This is a genomic window from Terriglobales bacterium, from assembly GCA_035624455.1.
Lineage (GTDB): Bacteria > Acidobacteriota > Terriglobia > Terriglobales > Acidobacteriaceae > DASPRM01.
Window position 1 is genome coordinate 61,011 of sequence record DASPRM010000153.1, and the last position, 19,152, is coordinate 80,162.

At 57.7% G+C, this 19,152-nt stretch carries 17 protein-coding genes; 7 read left to right on the forward strand and 10 right to left on the reverse strand.

Features of this window, described 5'->3' with window-relative positions:
- Positions 1-237: 237 nt before the first annotated feature.
- Complete coding sequence (proS, locus tag VEG30_17205; GenBank protein ID HXZ81670.1) at positions 238-1,680, forward strand: proline--tRNA ligase; 1,443 nt, start codon at positions 238-240, stop codon at positions 1,678-1,680.
- 140 nt (positions 1,681-1,820) lie between these two features.
- Here the strand turns inward: proS and VEG30_17210 are convergent, their stop codons facing one another.
- Together VEG30_17210 and VEG30_17215 are read right to left on the reverse strand one after the other, a co-directional pair.
- The gene (locus VEG30_17210) at positions 1,821-2,930 is read right to left on the reverse strand and encodes a radical SAM protein (GenBank protein ID HXZ81671.1); all 1,110 of its coding nucleotides are present in this window, start codon (positions 2,928-2,930) and stop codon (positions 1,821-1,823) included.
- Between the two features lie 284 nt (positions 2,931-3,214).
- Positions 3,215-3,547: a cupin domain-containing protein gene (locus VEG30_17215; protein ID HXZ81672.1), complete on the reverse strand. Its 333-nt coding sequence runs from the start codon at positions 3,545-3,547 to the stop codon at positions 3,215-3,217.
- Positions 3,548-3,656: 109 nt separating this feature from the next.
- On the opposite strand from VEG30_17215, the gene VEG30_17220 reads away from it, so the two are divergent.
- From VEG30_17220 to VEG30_17240, 5 genes are all read left to right on the forward strand, one after another.
- A complete protein-coding gene (locus tag VEG30_17220) occupies positions 3,657-5,324 on the forward strand; it encodes a ribonuclease J (GenBank protein ID HXZ81673.1) in 1,668 nt (555 codons plus the stop codon).
- A gap of 23 nt (positions 5,325-5,347) precedes the next feature.
- Complete coding sequence (locus tag VEG30_17225; protein HXZ81674.1) at positions 5,348-6,343, forward strand: threonine/serine dehydratase; 996 nt, start codon at positions 5,348-5,350, stop codon at positions 6,341-6,343.
- 77 nt (positions 6,344-6,420) lie between these two features.
- The gene (locus VEG30_17230) at positions 6,421-7,347 is read left to right on the forward strand and encodes a hypothetical protein (protein HXZ81675.1); all 927 of its coding nucleotides are present in this window, start codon (positions 6,421-6,423) and stop codon (positions 7,345-7,347) included.
- Positions 7,344-8,219, forward strand: coding sequence for an undecaprenyl-diphosphate phosphatase (locus VEG30_17235; GenBank protein HXZ81676.1), 876 nt, complete (start codon positions 7,344-7,346; stop codon positions 8,217-8,219). The genes VEG30_17230 and VEG30_17235 overlap by 4 nt, the downstream gene beginning before the upstream one ends.
- A 270-nt stretch (positions 8,220-8,489) precedes the next feature.
- Positions 8,490-10,001, forward strand: coding sequence for an aldehyde dehydrogenase family protein (locus VEG30_17240; protein HXZ81677.1), 1,512 nt, complete (start codon positions 8,490-8,492; stop codon positions 9,999-10,001).
- 81 nt (positions 10,002-10,082) lie between these two features.
- On the opposite strand, the gene rseP is transcribed toward VEG30_17240, so the two are convergent.
- The 5 genes from rseP to VEG30_17265 all read right to left on the reverse strand — a co-directional run bounded on the left by rseP (position 10,083) and on the right by VEG30_17265 (position 15,196).
- A complete protein-coding gene (rseP, locus tag VEG30_17245; GenBank protein ID HXZ81678.1) occupies positions 10,083-11,420 on the reverse strand; it encodes an RIP metalloprotease RseP in 1,338 nt (445 codons plus the stop codon).
- Positions 11,421-11,438: 18 nt separating this feature from the next.
- Positions 11,439-12,635 carry a 1-deoxy-D-xylulose-5-phosphate reductoisomerase gene (locus VEG30_17250; protein HXZ81679.1) on the reverse strand — a complete coding sequence of 399 codons (1,197 nt, stop codon included), beginning with the start codon at positions 12,633-12,635 and terminating at the stop codon, positions 11,439-11,441.
- 23 nt (positions 12,636-12,658) lie between these two features.
- Positions 12,659-13,549, reverse strand: coding sequence for a phosphatidate cytidylyltransferase (locus VEG30_17255; GenBank protein ID HXZ81680.1), 891 nt, complete (start codon positions 13,547-13,549; stop codon positions 12,659-12,661).
- A 3-nt stretch (positions 13,550-13,552) separates the two neighbouring features.
- The gene (locus VEG30_17260) at positions 13,553-14,356 is read right to left on the reverse strand and encodes an isoprenyl transferase (GenBank protein ID HXZ81681.1); all 804 of its coding nucleotides are present in this window, start codon (positions 14,354-14,356) and stop codon (positions 13,553-13,555) included.
- A gap of 267 nt (positions 14,357-14,623) precedes the next feature.
- Complete coding sequence (locus VEG30_17265) at positions 14,624-15,196, reverse strand: helix-turn-helix transcriptional regulator (GenBank protein HXZ81682.1); 573 nt, start codon at positions 15,194-15,196, stop codon at positions 14,624-14,626.
- A 154-nt stretch (positions 15,197-15,350) separates the two neighbouring features.
- Here VEG30_17265 and VEG30_17270 point away from each other — a divergent pair, with 154 nt between their 5' ends.
- Positions 15,351-15,965, forward strand: coding sequence for an HDIG domain-containing protein (locus tag VEG30_17270; protein ID HXZ81683.1), 615 nt, complete (start codon positions 15,351-15,353; stop codon positions 15,963-15,965).
- A gap of 73 nt (positions 15,966-16,038) precedes the next feature.
- On the opposite strand, the gene hutH is transcribed toward VEG30_17270, so the two are convergent.
- From hutH to VEG30_17285, 3 genes are all read right to left on the reverse strand, one after another.
- A complete protein-coding gene (gene hutH / locus VEG30_17275; GenBank protein ID HXZ81684.1) occupies positions 16,039-17,586 on the reverse strand; it encodes a histidine ammonia-lyase in 1,548 nt (515 codons plus the stop codon).
- A 299-nt stretch (positions 17,587-17,885) separates the two neighbouring features.
- Entirely contained in the window at positions 17,886-18,341 is a 456-nt protein-coding gene (locus VEG30_17280) for a thioesterase family protein (protein HXZ81685.1), read from the reverse strand.
- A 14-nt stretch (positions 18,342-18,355) separates the two neighbouring features.
- Positions 18,356-19,138: an enoyl-CoA hydratase-related protein gene (locus VEG30_17285; GenBank protein ID HXZ81686.1), complete on the reverse strand. Its 783-nt coding sequence runs from the start codon at positions 19,136-19,138 to the stop codon at positions 18,356-18,358.
- Between the last annotated feature and the right edge of the window lie 14 nt (positions 19,139-19,152).

Consider the following 19,152-nt stretch of genomic DNA (forward strand, 5'->3'; position numbering starts at 1 on the left):
ACCGGCTCAGGCGACCCTCGCTTCGAAATGTCAAGGACTCCAAAGCTGTTGGGGCGCCGCTTTCTTCCGATCGTGAATTGATGTTTTCTGGTTTGCTTCGCGTACGGCTCTAACCAATCTAATACGTGCAACTTCAACGCTGCCTCTGTTGCCGGAGAAGGCTTTCCAACATCCCCGAAACGCGAGCCCGCAATAGCAATCCGCACCGTTCAGTGAACTAATGTAAATTGGGCGGGTATGGCACAAACCCCAATTACTGGCCGCAGCGAGGATTTTGCCGCGTGGTATCAGGATGTAGTTCTCGCCGGAGACATGGCCGAACCGGCCGAGATCGTCAAAGGCTGCATGGTGATCAAGGCCAACGGCTACGCCGTGTGGGAGGCGTTGCAGCGAGAACTGGATCAGCGCTTCAAGGCTGCCGGACACGAGAATCTCTATTTTCCGCTGCTCATTCCGCAGAGCTTCCTGAAGAAAGAAGCCGAGCACGTCGAGGGCTTCGCGCCCGAGCTTGCTGTGGTGACGATCGCCGGCGGCAAGGAACTGGAAGAGCCCTACGTGATCCGGCCGACCTCGGAGACGATCATTGGCCATTTCTTTGCCAAATGGATTCGCAGCTGGCGCGACCTGCCCCTGCTGATCAATCAGTGGGCCAATGTGATGCGCTGGGAATTGCGAACCCGCATGTTTCTGCGCACAACCGAATTTCTCTGGCAGGAAGGGCACACTGCCCACTCGACGCACGAGGAAGCGCTCGAAGAGGTATTGCGAATCCTGGATATTTACGCAGAAGTCGCCGAACAGGTGGCGGCGATGCCGGTAATCAAGGGCATCAAGACCTCGGCCGAAAAATTCGCAGGGGCGCTGCGCAGCTACTCCATCGAAGCCATGATGCAGAACGGGCTGGCGCTGCAGGCGGGCACCAGCCACGACCTGGGGCAGAATTTCGGGAAAGCTTTCAACGTGCAGTTTCAAAACAAGGACGGCCAGCTGGATTACGTCTGGCAAACCAGTTGGGGCGTCAGCACGCGCATGGTGGGCGGGCTGATCATGACCCACTCCGACGACAAGGGGCTGGTTCTTCCGCCGAGAGTTGCGCCGGTCAAAACCATCGTGGTGCCCATCTATCGCAAAGATGAAGAACGGGCACGCGTGCTGGAGACAGCGCACAAATTGGCTATCGATCTCGGCGCCAAGGTGGATGGGCGCGAGGAGCACTCTCCGGGAGCGAAATTCTTTCATTGGGAGCGACGAGGCGTCCCGCTGGTGATGGAGCTGGGGCCACGCGACCTGGCCTCGGGCAATGTGGTGCTGAAGCGGCGGGATACGGGAGAGAAGGAGACAGTTTCGCAGACTGGGGTCAAGGAGCGGGTTTCGGTGGCGTTGGAGGCGATGCAGAAGGCGCTCTACGATCGCGCGCGAGAGCGGATGAAGCAGAACACGGTGCTGGCCAACTCGATTGAGGAAGTGGAGGAGATTCTGAACCCAGTGACAGCGGAGAAGGGGGGCGGGAAGTTCGTGATGGCTCACCTGAAGGACGACCCGGCCTGTGATGCGCGGTTGAAGGAATTCAAGGCGACGGTGCGGAACATTCCTTTGGTCGATGAGTACGATGGCGCGGGCAAGTGCATAGTCACAGGTGAGAGGGTGGAGCGGCGAGTGGTGATCGCGAAGGCGTACTAGTAAGTAAGAAGTCAGAAGTACGAAGTGAGAAGTAAGACAGTGATTTGATCCCGGCTTCGCTACCGCTCAGGAACACGCCCAGTGTCGGTTGCAAGGAGGCTCTCTTGTGCGGTCAATCTGGATTCAACGGCTGCACGCACTCAAGACCCTTCTTCGGCCGCATTACCCGGTTCGCGGTAGGGTGAAACGATCTGCACTAGCTTGTCTGGACGCACAGTAGCTGCGGCCAGGTTGCGCTCCCAGCGGAGCGCCTCGCGAACGCCGGGTCGGAAGTTTGCGGCGAATTTGCCCACACGGACCGACCCGCGTACCAGGTGGCCGACGGTGAGTGGCCCGGCCACTTTGCGGTGGCCGATCCAGTGGAGTGCGGAACTGATGGCGCATCCGCACCTGCTGCAGTCCGGATCGCCGCCAAAGATACACGGCTCCACGCGCGTCCGCAGATCGGCGGTGTAGTTCACCGACATCTTGGAAAAGATGCAGTCATCAGGGTCGCGAGGCGGAGCCAGCAAGGTGCGCGCGATCCCCTCATTGAAAAGGAACTTCGGGTAGCGACGGCGTAGTTCCGGCACCACACCGATGAGCCGATGGTAATGTTCGGGCCTCAGCATCTCTGCCGTATCCTCGCCCCTCTGAGGCGAATACGTGCTGACCCAGATGAAGTTCACCTCCGGACGTTCGCTCCAAAACCGTATGTACTCTTCCACGTAACCGTCGCGCTCCATCATGGGCCGCGTGATGGTCCAGTGCACATTGACGTCGCAGCCCGCGATATTGCGCAGGATGCGCTCATAGGTTGCGGGCTTGCGGCGGACGTCGTGATGCTCGGGCAACCCGTCGACGGAGATAGTGACGCGGAAGTCTTTGAACTTCATCCAGCGCTTTGGAATAGGGATGACAGCGCTCGTCACCAGCATCACGAAAGTCCCCAATGCGGTGATGCGCGGGATCATCGTCTCCAGTTCCCGGTGCCGCATCATGGGCTCTCCGCCGACGAGCGAGACATGCAGTGGCCGGTAGCGGCGGATCAAGTCCACAACCCGGTCCACTAGTTCGTCGCCCTTGAAGTCGCTAAGGTCGCGCAAGTTCGATTCCCCACCGATGTGATTATCTCCGTAGGCGTAGCAACCGGGGCAGCTCAGGGGGCACTCGCGGGTGATCTCGATGGACATCAGCGGCGAGCGGCCCGTCAAAATTCCACCCCAACCTTTCAACAGGTGTATGGCTCTAAGGCTGCTTTTCTTTTCCATGGGCAGCAATGCTCCTTGACCCGAGACTACTACTTTTTGACCTCAAGAACGGAAGACATTGTACAAGCATCCCGCGAAACCCAGTCTACCCATCGGATTCGCCTCGATTCGTGTCTTCTGTCCCCACTAGGTCGCATAGTTGGCGATAAATCGCCGCTACACTCGTTGACCCACTATCGTTTCGACTCCCGCTTTCGGTTCCGTAATCGCTTCCGTCCGCTCTGTCGCTTCCCCTCTAAAGGGGCGAGGGAGCGTTTTGCCGTCGGTATCACCAACCAGACCCCCTAGAGGTTCTCCTGTATAAAGCGCGGACTGAGGTGGACGTCCAGCTGCACAAGCAGCGAATCACCAATTGCTTTGAAGCTGTGAATCTCGCCCGCCTTGATGACAAAAATATCGCCCGCGAGCCCTTCGAAGGTATTGCCGTTGACGGTCCAGACACCGCGGCCTTCGCGAATGAACTGAATCTCATCATAAGGGTGGCGATGTGGACCCGGTCCAGATCCGGGTTTGCCCTGGAAGAGGAACACTGAAACGCCTGTGTTACCCTCCTCAGCTCCGACAAATTGATGCGAGCTGCCGACGAAAGGCAGGTCATCCTGGCGTACGTGATACATCTGCATTCTCCTGAGCAATTGGATGAGCAACCGAGGCGGTTAGGACTTCTTACTTCCACCTTCTTACTTCCAACTTCACAATTGTCTTCGTGTTAGCATCGGAATTTACATGCCAGCGGCGAAGCTACATGTAGTGCCCCTGGGCGGGCTGGGCGAGTTCGGTATGAACTGCATGGCCGTGCGCTGGGGAGATGACATCATCGTCATCGATGCCGGCCTGATGTTCCCCGAGGCCGAGTTGCTGGGCGTTGACATCGTTGTTCCCGATATCACGTACCTTATCGAAAACCGGCAGCATGTACGAGCCATCGTGCTCACCCACGGCCACGAAGATCACATCGGCGGCCTGCCTTCGATGCTGCAGGAGCTCGATGTTCCCGTCTATGGCACCGAGTTCACGCTGGCTTACGTGGAAGGCAAGCTGGAAGAGCATGGGCTGCTGGACAATGCGCGGCTTATCGAAATCCGCGCCGGCGAGCGATTCAAGATTGGGCCGTTCACCATCCACCCCATCGGAGTAACGCACAGCCTGGTGGACTGCGTGTCGCTGGCGATCCACACCCCGCTCGGGGTCATCATTCATACCGGCGATTTCAAAGTCGATCCCACGCCGACGGATAACCGACTGTTTGATCTGCACAGCTTCGCGGAGTACGGCAAGGAAGGCGTGCTGGCGCTGTTTCAGGATTCCACAAATGTAGAGCGCACGGGATACACGCCGAGCGAGCGCGCAGTGCGCCGCAAATTCGATGAGATGTTCTCGCGAGCGAACCGGAGGCTGTTCATCTCGTGCTTCTCGTCTTCGATACATCGCATCAAGCTGGCGCTGGAGCTGGCGGAAGAATACCGCCGCAAAGTGGCGCTGGTTGGGCGATCGATGGTGGAGTCAGCGGAGATCGCGCAGGATCTGGGCTACGTGGATGTCGCGGACGGCGTGTTGATCCATCCCGGCGACATTAAGAAGTATCCGCCGGATAAAGTCTGCGTACTGATCAGCGGCACGCAGGGCGAGCCGATGTCGGCGCTATCGCGCGCCGCCGTGGACAATCACAAGCACGCCAAGATCGAGCCGGGAGATACGGTGGTGCTCTCGGCGCGCATCATTCCCGGAAACGAGAAATCGATCTACCGCATGATCGATCATCTGTTCCGCCGCGATGCGCTGGTGGTGTACGAAGACGGTTCGAGTCCGCCGGTGCACGTCAGCGGACACGCCAGCCAGGAAGAATTGAAGCTGATCATAAATCTGGTGAAGCCACGCTATTTCATTCCCATTCATGGTGAATACCGTCAACTGAAGCGCCACGCCGATCTGGCGCGCAGCATGCACGGAGCGGTCGGGCAAGTGATGATGATCGAGAGCGGCGACATTCTGGAATTCGACGAACTGGGAGCACGCAGGGCTGGACGTGTGCCGGTGGGGCGGGTGTGCATCGATTCCAACTCCATGGGAGATGTGGTGGAAGAGCTGGTCATTCGCGACCGACGTCATCTAAGCGAAGACGGGATTGTGCTGCCGATTATCGCCATTAATAAGCTGACCGGGCGTGTGGAGACACAACCGGAAATCGTGACCCGCGGCTTCGCTGCCATCGGCGAAAACGGTTTTATGGACGACGCCAGGACAGTGGTGGTGAACACCCTGGAGGCTTCCAGTGACGAAGAAAAAGCCGATTATGGTGTGATTAAGGAAAAGATCCGGCAGGATCTGAAGCGTTTTATCGCCAAGAATACGGCCCGGCGGCCGCTGATCATGCCGGTGATTCTGGAGATTTGAGTTAGGCGGGCGAGAAATTGCCCGTGATTTCCCGAGGAGTCAGGTTTCCTATCGTATCCCTCAGCGACATCAAACTGGCGCAGTCGCGCTTGCAGGGAGTAGCTGCGCGTACTCCACTCATTCCCCTTGCTAAGCCGATCGACGGGCGCAAGCTCATCTTGAAGCCGGAAAGCTTGCAACCGGTCGGCTCGTTCAAGCTGCGGGGCGCTTACAACAAGATTGCCAGTCTGGAAGATGCGGAGCGCCGCCGTGGTGTCATTTCATATTCCAGCGGCAATCATGCCCAGGCCGTCGCATACGCGGCCAAAACCTTGGGAGTGAAGGCCACAGTGGTCATGCCCCGGAATGCCCCGAAGATCAAGGTCGATGGCACTTCCGCCCGCGGCGCGGAGATCGTATTCGTGGGACCGGGAAGCCACGAGCGCAAAGCGCGAGCGGAAGAGATCGCAAAAGAACGCGGACTGACAATCGTTCCGCCATATAACGACGAGAAGATTATTGCCGGCCAGGGCACGATCGGCCCGGAGATCCTGGAAGATTTGTCACATGTGGAGTTGGTGCTGGTTCCTGTCGGCGGAGGAGGCTTGATCAGCGGAGTTGCCGCTGCACTGAAGCTTTGTCGGACACAGGTCAAAGTGATTGGAGCGGAACCGGAGTTAGCGAACGATGCCTTCCAGAGCCTGCGAGCAGGAAGGATCGTCGAGCTGCCTGCGGAACGCGTATCGCAGACTTTGGCTGACGGCTTGCGCACACAGTCGGTAGGGGAAATACCGTTTGCGCACATCCAACATTATGTGGACGACATCGTGACGGTCAGCGAAGCGGAGATCGTTGCTGCCATGCGGTTTCTCGCTCTGAACGCAAAGCTGGTAGCCGAACCGAGTGGCGCGGTGACCACCGCCGCCTTTCTGTTTCATGGGGACAGGCTTCTCACCATCCGCAACACGGTGGCAATCCTGAGCGGTGGAAATGTGGAACCGGATCTGCTGGCGAAGATCCTTATCGAGCGCTCCACATGACACGATGTGGCCCACTGAAGCCCTCTTCTGGCTTGAGTGGGAAATCAAAGCATATGAACCTCGGGGGAGGATTGGCAGTGAACAAGCGATGCTGGATGTTGCTGTGCTGCATTGCCGCACTGGTCTTTCCGGCGGCAGCAGAAGTGGAGCACGCCATCATGGTCAGGCCGGCGCAGATCTTCCTTTCCCCGGACTCGAGTTCTGCCAAGCTGGGCAATATTGATCGCGGGCGCGAGGTGGCGATCCTGGAAAAGAGCCGCAACTGGTTGCATGTGCTGGCGAGCGTATCGCGGGAACGCGACATCACCGGATGGATCGTGGACAAGGGAGTAGTGCGCGCGACGACGCCGGATGGAGACAGAGTCATGTTCGGCGAGGCTGCCCGTTGCGAACTGGAGGCCAGCCGTCGTGGTGGCCGCAGGGAGGCTGCGGCGGAAGCCAGACGCCTTTACTACCGCACCAGCGAGTACTTCCCCAATTCGCCTTTGGCGGGAGAAGGTCTGTACCGTGCTGCCGATATTCAGTGGCAGATCGATGCCGCCGACGTACGGACGCGTCCCTCGTCGAAGGAACGCGACCCCGGCCTGCACATACCCATCGATGAGCAGTTCATGAAAATGGTGATCAAGAAATTCCCGGGAACCAAATGGGCAGACCTGGCTTCCTATCATCTGATCGAGAACAAGCTGTGCGGCGACTGGGAGGGGCTGTCGAAGTGTCCGGAAAAAGAGTCCGAGATGTATGAGAAATATGCCGACGACCACCCCGGCTCACCGGCGGCACCTGAGGCGCTGTACAACGCGGCTTGGCGGCAATCAACACTGATTGAGATTTACAAGAGCGAAAACAAGAACAACAAAATTGAAGGCGCGCGCGCGAAAGCCAAGGCCTTGGGACAGCGGGTGATTGAGAAGTACCCACAAAGCGACTGGGCCTACCGCTCGAAGAGTCTGATATACATGATCGATCAACAGATTCCCACGTATGGAAACGCGGTGGAATGAACGATTACCTGCTGTCTCTGCTGCTGGGCGTAATAGAAGGTCTGACTGAATTTCTTCCCGTAAGCTCTACGGCGCATCTGAGAATTTCCGAGGCGGTCCTGGGTGTGGATCTGGGAAATGGCTATTGGAAGATGTTTTCCATCGTGATTCAGCTGGGAGCCATCCTCTGCCTACCGATATTTTTCCGCAAGCGCATCGCAGACTTTCTACGGACGTTCCCCAGAGGCGCCAACGGCGATAGAACTGTTCTTACGCACCCGCTATCGCTCATCCTCCTGGCATTCATTGTGACTGCTGTTCCGGCGTTTCTGCTGACCAAGGTGATTGGCAAGCACCTGGAAAGCCTGGCGATCATGGGCGCATCGTTGCTTGTCGGGGGTATCGTAATGTGGATCGTGGACGCCCTTTATGATCGCGGTATCCCCAGGCGGCGAACGGAAGATATCGAATACATCAGGCCGCTGCAGTCGATATGGATTGGCTTCTGCCAGATTTTTTCCGCGGTCTTTCCCGGGACTTCGCGATCCATGGCAACTATCGCAGCGGGACAGTTGGCGGGGATGTCGCGATCGGCGGCCCTGGAGTTTTCCTTCTTCCTTTCCATGCCGACCATGGCCGCAGCCACGTTATACGACCTGCTGAGATCGCTCCGGTCGCCCAAAGAAGGAGGTCATCCGATTGGGACGGCCCCGGCAAACCCTCACGAATGGGTGGTTCTGGCGATTGGGTTTGTGGTTTCCTTCATTGTCGCCTATGCCGTAGTGGCGTGGTTCATCAACTGGGTGCGCAAACGTGGGTTCGTTCCCTTTGCCGTTTATCGCATTGTGCTGGGGATAGCGGTGCTGGTCTGGGCAAGCCGGTTGACAGGATGAACAGGTAATCTGCAAGTTCCAAGTTCCCTGTTTTCAAAACATCCTCAGGGCCGGACTCAAAATGCGGGCTTGTGGTACAGTTTCCTTCGCCCGGACTACGAGGATGGCCAACCAGATTGATTCGAGAAGTACGTCTTTCCAGGCGGTATTCGCGTTATCTGCACCCAGTCACCTAAGCAGGCCTAACGCAGCGCGCCTGTGCCGAAATCATATCGTGACGCGAGCGGTCTCAGCCCTCACCGGCGCTCCGCTCCAGGAGGACAAACAGAAATGACCACAACTGCAACCGCTCCGGTTCAGCTGCAAGATAGCGTGTCGAAGTTCATCGCCTCAACCCGCAAGATGTTGATCAATGGCAAGTGGGTGGATTCAGTGTCGGGCAACACCTTTGCCACCTACGATCCCGCCACCGGCAAGGTTCTCGCCCACGTCGCCGAAGGAAATGCCGCCGATATCGACCTGGCAGTAAGAGCCGCGCGGCATGCGTTTGAAAATGGCCCGTGGCGGAAAATGACAGTCTCCGAGCGCGGGCGCCTGATCTGGAAGCTGGGGGACCTGATTGAAAAGAATCTGGAAGAATTTGCTGAATTGGAAAGCCTCGACAATGGTAAGCCCCTGACCGTGGCTCGTGCCGCCGACGTTCCATTGGCCGTCGACTTGTTCCGCTACATGGCTGGCTGGGCGACCAAGATCGAAGGCAACACGATTCCGCTTTCCGTGCCCTACACTCCCGGCGCGCGTTATTTTGCTTACAGCCTGCGTGAACCGGTGGGAGTGGTGGGCCAAATCATTCCCTGGAATTTCCCTCTGTTGATGGCTGCTTGGAAGCTCGGCCCAGCGCTGGCAGCGGGCTGCTGCGTCGTTCTGAAGCCGGCCGAACAAACCCCGCTCTCAGCGCTGCGGCTGGGCGAGTTGATTCAGGAAGCCGGATTCCCGGAAGGAGTCGTCAACATCGTTCCCGGATACGGTGAAACTGCCGGGGCAGCGTTGGCGGCACATCCCGACGTCGATAAGGTCGCGTTTACGGGGTCGACAGAAGTTGGAAAGCTGATCGTTCACGCCTCGGCCGGTAATTTGAAAAAGGTTTCCCTCGAACTGGGCGGCAAGTCGCCCAACGTTGTCTTCAAAGATGCTGACCTGAAAGTCGCAATTCCCGGAGCAGCCAGCGCTATTTTCTTCAATCACGGCCAGTGCTGCTGCGCAGGCTCCAGGCTCTATGTCGAGAAAGACATTTTCGACGAAGTAGTGAACGGTGTGGCCGAGCAGGCAAAGAAAATCCGCATCGGGCCGGGGTTGGATCCTAAGACGCAGATGGGTCCGCTGGTTTCCGAGGAGCAATTGCATCGAGTCTGCGGCTATCTGGAATCCGGCGTATCGGAAGGCGCGAAGGCTGTCGTGGGTGGTAAGCGCCACGGCCAGCACGGGTACTTTGTAGAACCTACCGTTCTGGTCGACACAAACGACAAAATGAAGATTGTGCAGGAAGAGATCTTCGGACCTGTAGTCGCGGCGCTGCCCTTTGAGCGGGCCGAGGAGATGGTCAACCGCGCCAACGACAATATTTACGGATTGGCGGCCGCGGTCTGGACGAAAGACATTAACAAAGCCCATTCTCTAGCTGCTGAGCTGCGGGCGGGCACGGTCTGGATCAACTGCTACAACATCTTCGACGCTGCGCTGCCCTTTGGCGGGTACAAGCAGTCAGGATGGGGTCGTGAGATGGGTCACGAAGTCCTTGAGAACTACACCGAAGTCAAAGCGGTGTGTGCGCGCATCGGATGATCTGAGCAAGAAACTCGAGGGGTGCCCCACCGTAGCCATCCTTTGACTAGGGTGGGGGGTTTATTTACTGCCAACGAGAAGCTACGGCAGGCGCGAGAATCCTGGGATGGCCTTAGTCAGATCGTTGTAGATCACCACCACCGCGAAAAGAATCAGCAGGACATAAGCCACCTGGTAGATGCGTTCCTTGATCTGAATGCTGATGTCGCGTCCGCGGATGGATTCGATGAGCAGCAGCAGGATCACTCCGCCATCCAGAATCGGGATTGGCAGCAGGTTGAAGATCGCCAGGTTCAAGCTGATCGCCGACATCAGCGACAGCAGCGGCGTCCATCCTTGCTGCTTCGCTGCTTCACCCGACGCCTTCGCGATTCCGATTGGCCCCTCCATCTGCTTGATGGAAACCTTGCGGGCAACCATCCTTTCCAGCAGTTCCAGGATGAGCACGGAGTTTTTCTTGTTCTGCTCCAGGGACTTGGAAAAAGCTTTGGCCAGCGGCAGCTTGTCCACGTGCTGCGGTTCCGACCGAATGCCAATACGGTAGCGCGGCTCGCCATCTGGTACCTTCTCCAGCTGCGGCGTGACCACGAAGGTCATTTCCTTCCCGTCGCGGAGCCCCGTAATCTGTGCGGGTTTGTCTTTATTCTCCTGCAGCAGCCGAATCATCGCCTGGACCGAGCGAACCGTCTGCCCATTAACTGCCGTAATCGTGTCTCCAATTTTGATTCCCGCTTTGGCAGCCGGCATGCCAGAGTCGAGATAGGTCACAATATTCGGCTCATCCGGCAGCCAGCCCAGGTTCTCGAGTTGCTCGGGCGCCGTTGGTTGGGGGCTGATACTCCTCTCGAAACTCTCGTTGCCGCGCTGCAAGGTTACGTTCAAGGACTGGTTTTGATTCACCAGCACCCTGCGAATCACATCTTCCCACGTCGGATTCGGTTCCCCGTCGATACGGGTAATCTTGTCGCCTGGCTGAATGCCGGCTTTCGCTGCCGGTGAATTTTCCAGTACCCAGCCGATCACCGCCGGTTGGTCAAGATAGATCGGATGCTCGTAACGGACCATGTAAACAAATGTGAGCAGACCGATGGCGAGGACGAAGTTCATGAAGGGGCCGGCGAAGGCGATAATGAAACGCTGCCAGCGGGGATGGGACATGAATTCATAAGGAGCGCCGTTGCGCTGCTCCATGAAATTCTCGCCGGACATCTTTACGTAGCCGCCGAGAGGAATCAGATTAATGCGGTAGTCGGTGTCCCCTCTGCGAAACCCCAACAGCCGTTTCCCAAAACCGATCGCGAATTGTTCGACGCGGACTCCAAAGAATTTGGCGGCGGCAAAGTGTCCGAACTCGTGGACCAGGATCATGACGCCCAGCACCACAGCTACGGACAGAGCACTGATTAAGAAATCTTGCATATCTCGAATAACTGCCTTTCAATGAATACGCACGGGATGCTGTACCCCACTCGGCCCCAGCCTGACCACGTGCTCCTCAGCCAACCGGCGGGCTTCAGCGTCCAACTTTAATACCTGCTCTATAGATTGTGGTTTTTCCCTCCGGGTTTCACCCATTGTGCTCTCGATGGCTTCAGGAATTCCCTTAAAGCCGATCTTCCCCTCGAGGAATGCAGCCACCGCGACTTCATCGGCTGCGTTCAGAGCTATGGTTTTCGAACCACCAGCCTCTGCCGCCTCATAAGCCAGCCTCAAGCAAGGAAACTTATCCATATCGGGAGGGCAGAAATCAAGGTGCCGGAGGTCTCGCATACTAAATTTTAGGGACGAATCGAGCCGCTCCGGGTACGTTAGCGCATAAAGGATCGGCAACCGCATATCCGTGACTGAGAGTTGCGCCAGAATGCTGCCGTCTCGAAACTCGACCATCGAGTGCAGGGTGGACTGCGGATGCACCACCACTTCGACCTTGCTGGGCGGCAGGTTAAACAGCCGGCAAGCCTCAATTACTTCGAATCCTTTGTTCATCAAAGTGGCTGAGTCGATAGTAATTCTACGCCCCATTTTCCACGTAGGATGATTCAGTGCTTCTTCCACCGTGATGGCCTCAAACGCCGCCGCCGGCTTGTTCAGAAACGGGCCGCCAGACGCAGTGAGCCAGATCCGCTCGACTTCCTCAACCGTACCGCCCCTCATGCACTGATGCACCGCGTTATGTTCGCTATCGATTGGGAGCAGCGGTTTGCCCTGCTTGCGCGCTTCTGCCGTAATCAGCTCTCCCGCGACAACCAGAGATTCCTTGTTTGCCAGGCCAACCGTTTTTCCCGCTTTCACCGCCTCATAGGTGGCTTCCAAGCCTCCCACTCCCACAATCGCACTTACTACAGTATCGACATCAGGGTGGGTGGCGACCTTTACCGAACCTTTCGTTCCGCATTCCACTTCGATATCTGCCAGTCCAGATGCGCGCAGCTTGCTACGCAACTGTTCCGCGTGCTGCTCACGGGAAACAGAAACTACCTGGGGATGCCATCGTTGGGCTTGCTCTAAGAGCCGCTCCACATTGTTTCCTGCCGCCAGCGACACCACGGTAAAGCGATCCAAAAAGGATTCCACGATGCTGAGGGTGCTGCGACCGATTGAACCAGTCGATCCCAGGATGGCGATACGTCTCATTCTCTGGCTGGATGGCTGCAGGATCACGAGATCACGTGCATGGCCGCATAGTACCACAGCACGGGAGCAGCAAAGAGAAGGGCATCAATGCGATCGAGCAGGCCACCATGGCCGGGCAGCAGGGAGCCAGAGTCTTTCACTCCTGCGCCTCGCTTGATCAGTGATTCGGCCAGATCACCTAATTGTGCTGCGACGTTGATCAATGCGGACAATATGATCAGCACGGTCAAACTGGGCGTTTGGATTGCCAGATATCCCTGCGAAGCATCGATGAGGCCGGCTCGCAGCAAAGTCATACTGATCGGGCGGGCATTCGAGAACACATACACTCCCACGGCAACGCTTGCGACAAAAGAACCAACAGCACCCTCCCAGGTCTTTCCGGGACTGATACGCGGCGCGAGCTTGTGACGTCCAATCGCTCGTCCGACGTAATAAGCGGCGGTGTCTCCTACCCAAACCACGATCAGCAGATAAAGCAAGAGAAATGCACCCGCCCACTGCTGGCGGAGTTGCGCCATCAAAGCCAGAGGCAAAGCAACATACACAACCGCGAATGTGGAGGCTGAGGCAGCCGGGTAGCTGGCCGCCAATTCACTCTTGCGCATGGCGAAAACAAGAAACACGAAGGCCGACAACACTGCAGCGAAACCTACTCCAAATACCATAGCGCCAGTGGCCATCAGCGGTTTCGGCAGGCCCTCAAGCGCAATAGCTACAAACATCAGTGCGACAAAAATGTACGTCGGCACGCGGGAGGATTGCGCGCCGTAGTCCTGTGCGAGGATGAGGAACTCGCGTACCGCCAGCAGAGCAATGGGCGCGACCAGCAGAGCAAATAAGGGAGCAGGAGCTCTCAAAACAGCCAATAGAACCAGCGGAATCAGAACAAATGCGGTGGCAACGCGCTTCATCGCCTAGCGGCTGCTCTTCCTGTGGCCGTTTTCCGGCGACAATCCTCCATAGCGGCGGTCCCGGCGCTGGTATTCGGCAATGGCTTCGAGTAGTTGTTCTCCGCGAAAATCCGGCCACAGGGTGTCGGTGACGTAGATCTCCGCATACGCAACCTGCCACAGTAGAAAGTTGCTAAGCCGCATTTCGCCGCTGGTACGGATCACCAGATCAGGATCGGGCAGGTGGTGGGTGTACAGATGCCGCCGCACGGTTTCTTCGTCAATATGCAGATGAGCAATCCCGCCGTTGTTAGCCGCGGCTGAGACCATCGCGCGGAAGGCATCCACCAGTTCGTTGCGGGCACCGTAGTTCAGGGCGAGCGTTAACCTCATGCCGGAGTTTTTGGCGGTCGCTTCCTGCGCCCACTTCATTCGCTCCTGGACCTCAGGCGGGAGTTCGTGCTGCCGCCCGATGTATTCCAGCCGGATATTGTTAGCATTAAGAGTGGGGACTTCCTGTTTCAGGTAGTGCCGCAGCAAACGCATGAGAAAGCCGACCTCCCCACGCGGGCGACGTTGCCAGTTCTCTGCGGAGAAGGCGTATAGCGTGATCGCGGGAATGCCGATCCGGGCTGCGGTCTCAACCACGGAGCGCACTGCCGCCACACCGGCTTTATGTCCGGCAACACGTGGCAGGTGACGACGGCGGGCCCAGCGACCATTGCCGTCCATGATGATGGCGATGTGCTGGGGAAACTGCTGCGGATCGAGGCTGGCGTAGATCTTGGCTTCGCGACGCTCGAGGCCAGCGGGGATACTAGCTAGCAAACTCTACCTCTAAGGAAATTCCTTCTGGAGTCTTGAACCTAACACAGGGGTGCAATTTCCCGCAAACCACAAGGGCTCACGTGGTAGCCATCCAAGAGTTCATCGGCAGGCACTTTCAAGGCTCCCAGCCTCCGCCAAAAGACTGCGGAAGGGTGGCGCACCCAGCTTCGCCTGTTTCGACGGAGCGTGGATCTCGCTCGAACGATAAAACCCAGAGGCACGGTGAAACGCCGTGCCTCTGTCTGTTGGACGACCCCAGGATGGAACCTATGCCGTTCTTCTCGGCCGCGTGGTCAGATCACGGAGTGCCGTTAGCAGGCTGGACCACTGCATGCCGTTGAGCTTGGAGAGATAGGGGATCAGTTCCGCGATGAATTCATCCGCCATGAGTTCCCGAATCTCACGCTCCCGGGTGCAACCGCCGTTGATCAACTCCGGCACTGTAACCTCCAGCGCGTTGGCCAGCCTTTCAAGCGAGGAAAGGGTAGGAGTAGCTTTCTCGTTCTCGATCTTGGAGACGTAGGTGCGCGGCACACGCATGCGCAGGGCGAGCTGGCGTTGGCTTAGCCCGCTGCGCTGACGCAGAGTGCGAATCGCGAGTGCAACCTGCAGATGTCCATTGCCTGATCCCAGGGTAGGGCCGATAACGCGCTCAGGAGCAGTTACTGGAGCGGGCTCCGGTTCCGGTTCCTCGTCCAGCGGCAGGCGGCAACGCCGGCAGTTGTTGCTCAAGGTTCGAAACTGGACGAGCAGGCAGCGGTCGCATCTCACCACTTCCCGTGAATCAACGGGTGCTAAAGTTGTAGCCATCCAGGTTGCGCGAGATGCCAGAGCGGGCATCCATGATCCCGGACCAACTGGGAGCGTAATTTGAGGCATACGACATACCGTGTCAAGTGAATTTTCGGTGTAAAAGCAGGCGAAGATTCCGCTGACTGCCAAAATCAACCGAAGATAACCGGCGAAAAACCGGAGAAAACATGGGAAGCTGACGATGGATCGTGAGAGCACGTGGAGTTTACTTTGTGAATACACCCTCTCGGAAAGCCTGCGGAAACATGCTATGGCCGTCGAGGCCTGCATGCAGGCCTACGCCCGCAAATTCGGCGAGGACGAAGAAAAATGGGGCATCACGGGCCTGATTCACGATTTCGATTATGAGCGTTGGCCCTCACCCGACGACCACCCCTTCAAAGGCAACGAGATTCTTGGACAGCGCGGATATTCGGAGGAGATCCGACGCGCCATTCTGTCGCATGCCGATTATTCCGGTGTTAAGCGGGAGAGCCGCATGGAAAAGACTCTGTACGCGTGCGACGAGCTAGCGGGATTCATCACTGCCTCCGTGTTGGTAAAGCCCAATAAGTCGCTGGCCGAGCTCGACGCCAGGAGCGTGCGCAAAAAAATGAAGGACAAAGCCTTCGCACGCTCGGTTCATCGTGAGGACATCATCAACGGCGCCGCCGACCTGGGTGTCGATCTCGACGAGCACATCTCGTTCTGCATCGAGGCGATGAAAAACGTCGCCGCGAAGCTGGGGCTGGATGGATCCGCCAAGAACCAGGGAGGGGCTGCTGTTTCCAGGGCTGATGAAGTCGGAAATGTGTAAGCCGGTAAGGTTAGTGAACCGGCTTCGAGCAGCTGCAGATCCCTTGCGCGCTTCACGGGCTCGTTGTAACAGCCTAAACCTGCAAGGCTTCGGCCAGCTTGCCATCGGTTATCACCTCCGCCGCGCGAGCGAAGTCTCCCGCCAGAACGCGGTCGCCGCTCAGCGCTGGAACTGCGGCGCGAATGGCGCGATAAGCCGCCTGTCCACGCTTGCCCGGTTTCAGTGGCGCCAGGAAGTCCATCGCCTGGGCTGCGCATAGAGCCTCGATCGCCAGCACAGTAAGCGTGTTCTGAACGATCTTTTTCAATTTGATTGCTCCGGTCATCCCCATGGAGACGTAATCCTCCTTGTTACCTGAGGTGGTGATCGAGTCCACGGAGGCGGGATGCGCCAGAACTTTGTTCTCGCTGACCAGAGCGGCGGCGGTGACCTGGGCCATCATGAAGCCGGAATTCAATCCGGCGTCGCTGGCGAGGAAAGGTGGCAAGCCTTCATTGAGCGAGGGATTCACTAATCGCTCGACCCGGCGCTCCGAAATCCCGGCAAGTGCACTGAGGGCGATGGCAAGAAAATCCAGGGCGAATGCCACCGGTTCACCGTGAAAGTTGCCTCCGGACAGAATCTCGCCCTTCACCGGCGCTTTTCTCTCGCCAACCTGTTTCGCTTCGAGAAACACCAGGGGATTATCGACGGCGGAGTTGATCTCAGTCTCGAACACCTCGCGACAGTGCCGGAGCGTGTCGCGCACCGCCCCATGCACCTGCGGTATGCAACGCAGTGAGTAGGCATCCTGGATACGCCCGCATTGGCGGTGGGACTCGCGGATGGCGCTGCCCTCGATCATCTTACGCAGATTGGCAGCGCTCTGCTTCTGTCCGGCATGCGGCCGGACGTTTTGTATGCGCTCATCCATGGCAACATCGGTGCCCCGGAGCGCATCGAGTGAGAGACCGGCGATCACATCGGCGCTGTCCACCATGGTCTGGGCGGCGATCAGGGCCAGCGATCCGACTGCCAGCATGGCCTGGGTTCCGTTGATGAGCGAAATCGCTTCTTTGGCCTGCAGTTCGAGTCTAGCGATCTGGGCGCGCTGCAAGGCATCGGCGCCGCTCAAGCGCGGTCCTTCAAACATCGCTTCACCCTCGCCGATCAAGACAAGTGCCAGATGGGCCAGCGGGGCCAGGTCGCCGCTCGCACCCACACTGCCCTGTGATGGCACCACCGGATGCACGTTGCGGTTGAGCAGTTCACAAAGCGTGTCGATGATCTGAGGGCGTATTCCGGAATAACCTTTGGCGAGAGAATTGGCCCGCAAGAGCAGCATCGCCCTGGTTTCAGCTTCGGATAGCGGTTCGCCTACCCCGACCGAATGGGAGCGCAGCAGATTAATCTGGAGTTCGCGAATCTGGTCTGGCGGAATGCGCACATCACTCAACTTCCCTACTCCGGTGGTCACCGCATAGGCTGCCTGGTTGCTGGCCACGATTTGGTCTACCAGTGCTCGCGCACGTTCCACTTGCTCGCGAGCGTCGGGCGCCAGCAAAACGGGGCGCCGCTGATAAACCACTTCTTGGAGATCGGAGAAAGATAAATCGTTTCCGTTGATGTGAAGGGCTTTCATGGAATGTGGGCCTGGACTCCCGAAGTGCAAAGATCAATACGAGTCTTGCCTGAATTATTCATGAATCGGATGTGCTTTCGGTAAAGCAGGCAGGAGAGGCTGTATAAAAATCTGCGTGCTGTCCCTGTCGGGACTCATCTTCTTTCACTTCCTCTCCCGGCACCGAGCTGCCGGGCTACTTTGTGCCGCCGCTGCGCGGCTTGAGTTGTAGTTGCTTCCACTTCTCCTTTACAAGGAGTTGTGGCGCAGTATCTAACGCCCTCCTCCACCACAACACATCTGCTGCTGAACAATACAGGCTATTCCTTCCCCTGCAAGACGCGACTTCTTTCCACCGCCGCCCGAAAAGCCTGGACGTATTTTTCCGGCATGTTGGTTACTTTCAAATCCGCGTCAGTGACGATATGCGTGGTCTCGCCTTCGGCCAACAATTGGGAATCGGTTTCGCGCAGCACCTTATAGCCGAACTGAACCATGCTGCTGCGGACCCTACGAATGTGCGTGCGCACCAGAATCTGGTCGTCGTAGAGCGCGGGTGACTTGTAGCGGCAGCGGGCATCGGCCACGGCTATGCGGCATCCATCCTGGCTTTCCATGTCTTTGTAGTTGAAGCCTAGTTGGCGCAGCAAGTCCACGCGCCCCACCTCGAACCAGACGAAATAATTGGCATGATAGACGACACCCATCTGGTCGGTTTCTGCGTAGCGCACGCGCAGCCGGCTTTCCGAGAAGGGCTTTTGATTTTCGCTGATCACGGGCAGTTGCCTTCTTATTCCCCCTGCCACTGAGGCTTGCGCTTTTCCAGGAAGGCTGTAATTCCTTCCCGGAAATCTTGCGTGGTGCGGATGCGGGCGTTGTCTTCGATGGCTTGGGCAATTTGGCGATCGAACTGCTCCGCGATGAAGCCGTTGATCAATTTCTTGGTTAGAATCACCGACGAAGGGCTGTTCTCCAGCAGCAGGTTCGCGATCTCCATTGCCCGCGGCAGCAACTTGTCTGGAGGCACGAGTTCGTTAATCAGGCCGTGGCGATAGGCTTCTGCCGCATCGAAGAGTCTTCCGGTGAGCAGCCAATCACGGGCAATCTTGTGACCCACCTGCATGACCAGGAACGAGGAAACGATGGCAGGCACGAACCCGATGCGCACTTCCGTGTATCCGAACTTGGCTTCCGGGACCGCCAAGGTAAAGTCGCACATGGTGGCAAGGCCTGTGCCGCCAGCAATGGCGGCTCCGTTCACGGCGGCAATGGTGGGGAGCGGAAAATCGTAGATGCGGCGGAAGAGCCCTGCCATCTTGGCTGAGTCCTTCACGTTTTCCGCGTGCGTCTTGCCCACAAGACCTTGCAGTCCTTCCAGGTCGAGTCCGGCGCAGAAAGCTTTACCGGCCCCGGTAAGGATCAGCACTCGCGCTTCTGAGCGCTCGATCTCGTCCAGCGCGCGCATCAGGTCATCAATTAACTCGAAGCTGATGGCGTTGCGTTTTTCCGGACGGTTGAATGTTACCAGGGCAATCTGGTTTTCGTGGCGAAGCGTGATAGTGGCGAAGGACATGCTTCTCGATTTCT

Coding starts and splice junctions, on each gene's coding strand:
- proS (HXZ81670.1), top strand. CDS start 238: ATGGCACAAACCCCAATTACTGGCCGCAGCGAGGATTTTGCCGCGTGG.
- VEG30_17210 (HXZ81671.1), bottom strand. CDS start 2,930: ATGGAAAAGAAAAGCAGCCTTAGAGCCATACACCTGTTGAAAGGTTGG.
- VEG30_17215 (HXZ81672.1), bottom strand. CDS start 3,547: ATGTATCACGTACGCCAGGATGACCTGCCTTTCGTCGGCAGCTCGCAT.
- VEG30_17220 (HXZ81673.1), top strand. CDS start 3,657: ATGCCAGCGGCGAAGCTACATGTAGTGCCCCTGGGCGGGCTGGGCGAG.
- VEG30_17235 (HXZ81676.1), top strand. CDS start 7,344: ATGAACGATTACCTGCTGTCTCTGCTGCTGGGCGTAATAGAAGGTCTG.
- VEG30_17240 (HXZ81677.1), top strand. CDS start 8,490: ATGACCACAACTGCAACCGCTCCGGTTCAGCTGCAAGATAGCGTGTCG.
- rseP (HXZ81678.1), bottom strand. CDS start 11,420: ATGCAAGATTTCTTAATCAGTGCTCTGTCCGTAGCTGTGGTGCTGGGC.
- VEG30_17250 (HXZ81679.1), bottom strand. CDS start 12,635: ATGAGACGTATCGCCATCCTGGGATCGACTGGTTCAATCGGTCGCAGC.
- VEG30_17255 (HXZ81680.1), bottom strand. CDS start 13,549: ATGAAGCGCGTTGCCACCGCATTTGTTCTGATTCCGCTGGTTCTATTG.
- VEG30_17265 (HXZ81682.1), bottom strand. CDS start 15,196: ATGCCCGCTCTGGCATCTCGCGCAACCTGGATGGCTACAACTTTAGCA.
- VEG30_17270 (HXZ81683.1), top strand. CDS start 15,351: ATGGATCGTGAGAGCACGTGGAGTTTACTTTGTGAATACACCCTCTCG.
- hutH (HXZ81684.1), bottom strand. CDS start 17,586: ATGAAAGCCCTTCACATCAACGGAAACGATTTATCTTTCTCCGATCTC.
- VEG30_17285 (HXZ81686.1), bottom strand. CDS start 19,138: ATGTCCTTCGCCACTATCACGCTTCGCCACGAAAACCAGATTGCCCTG.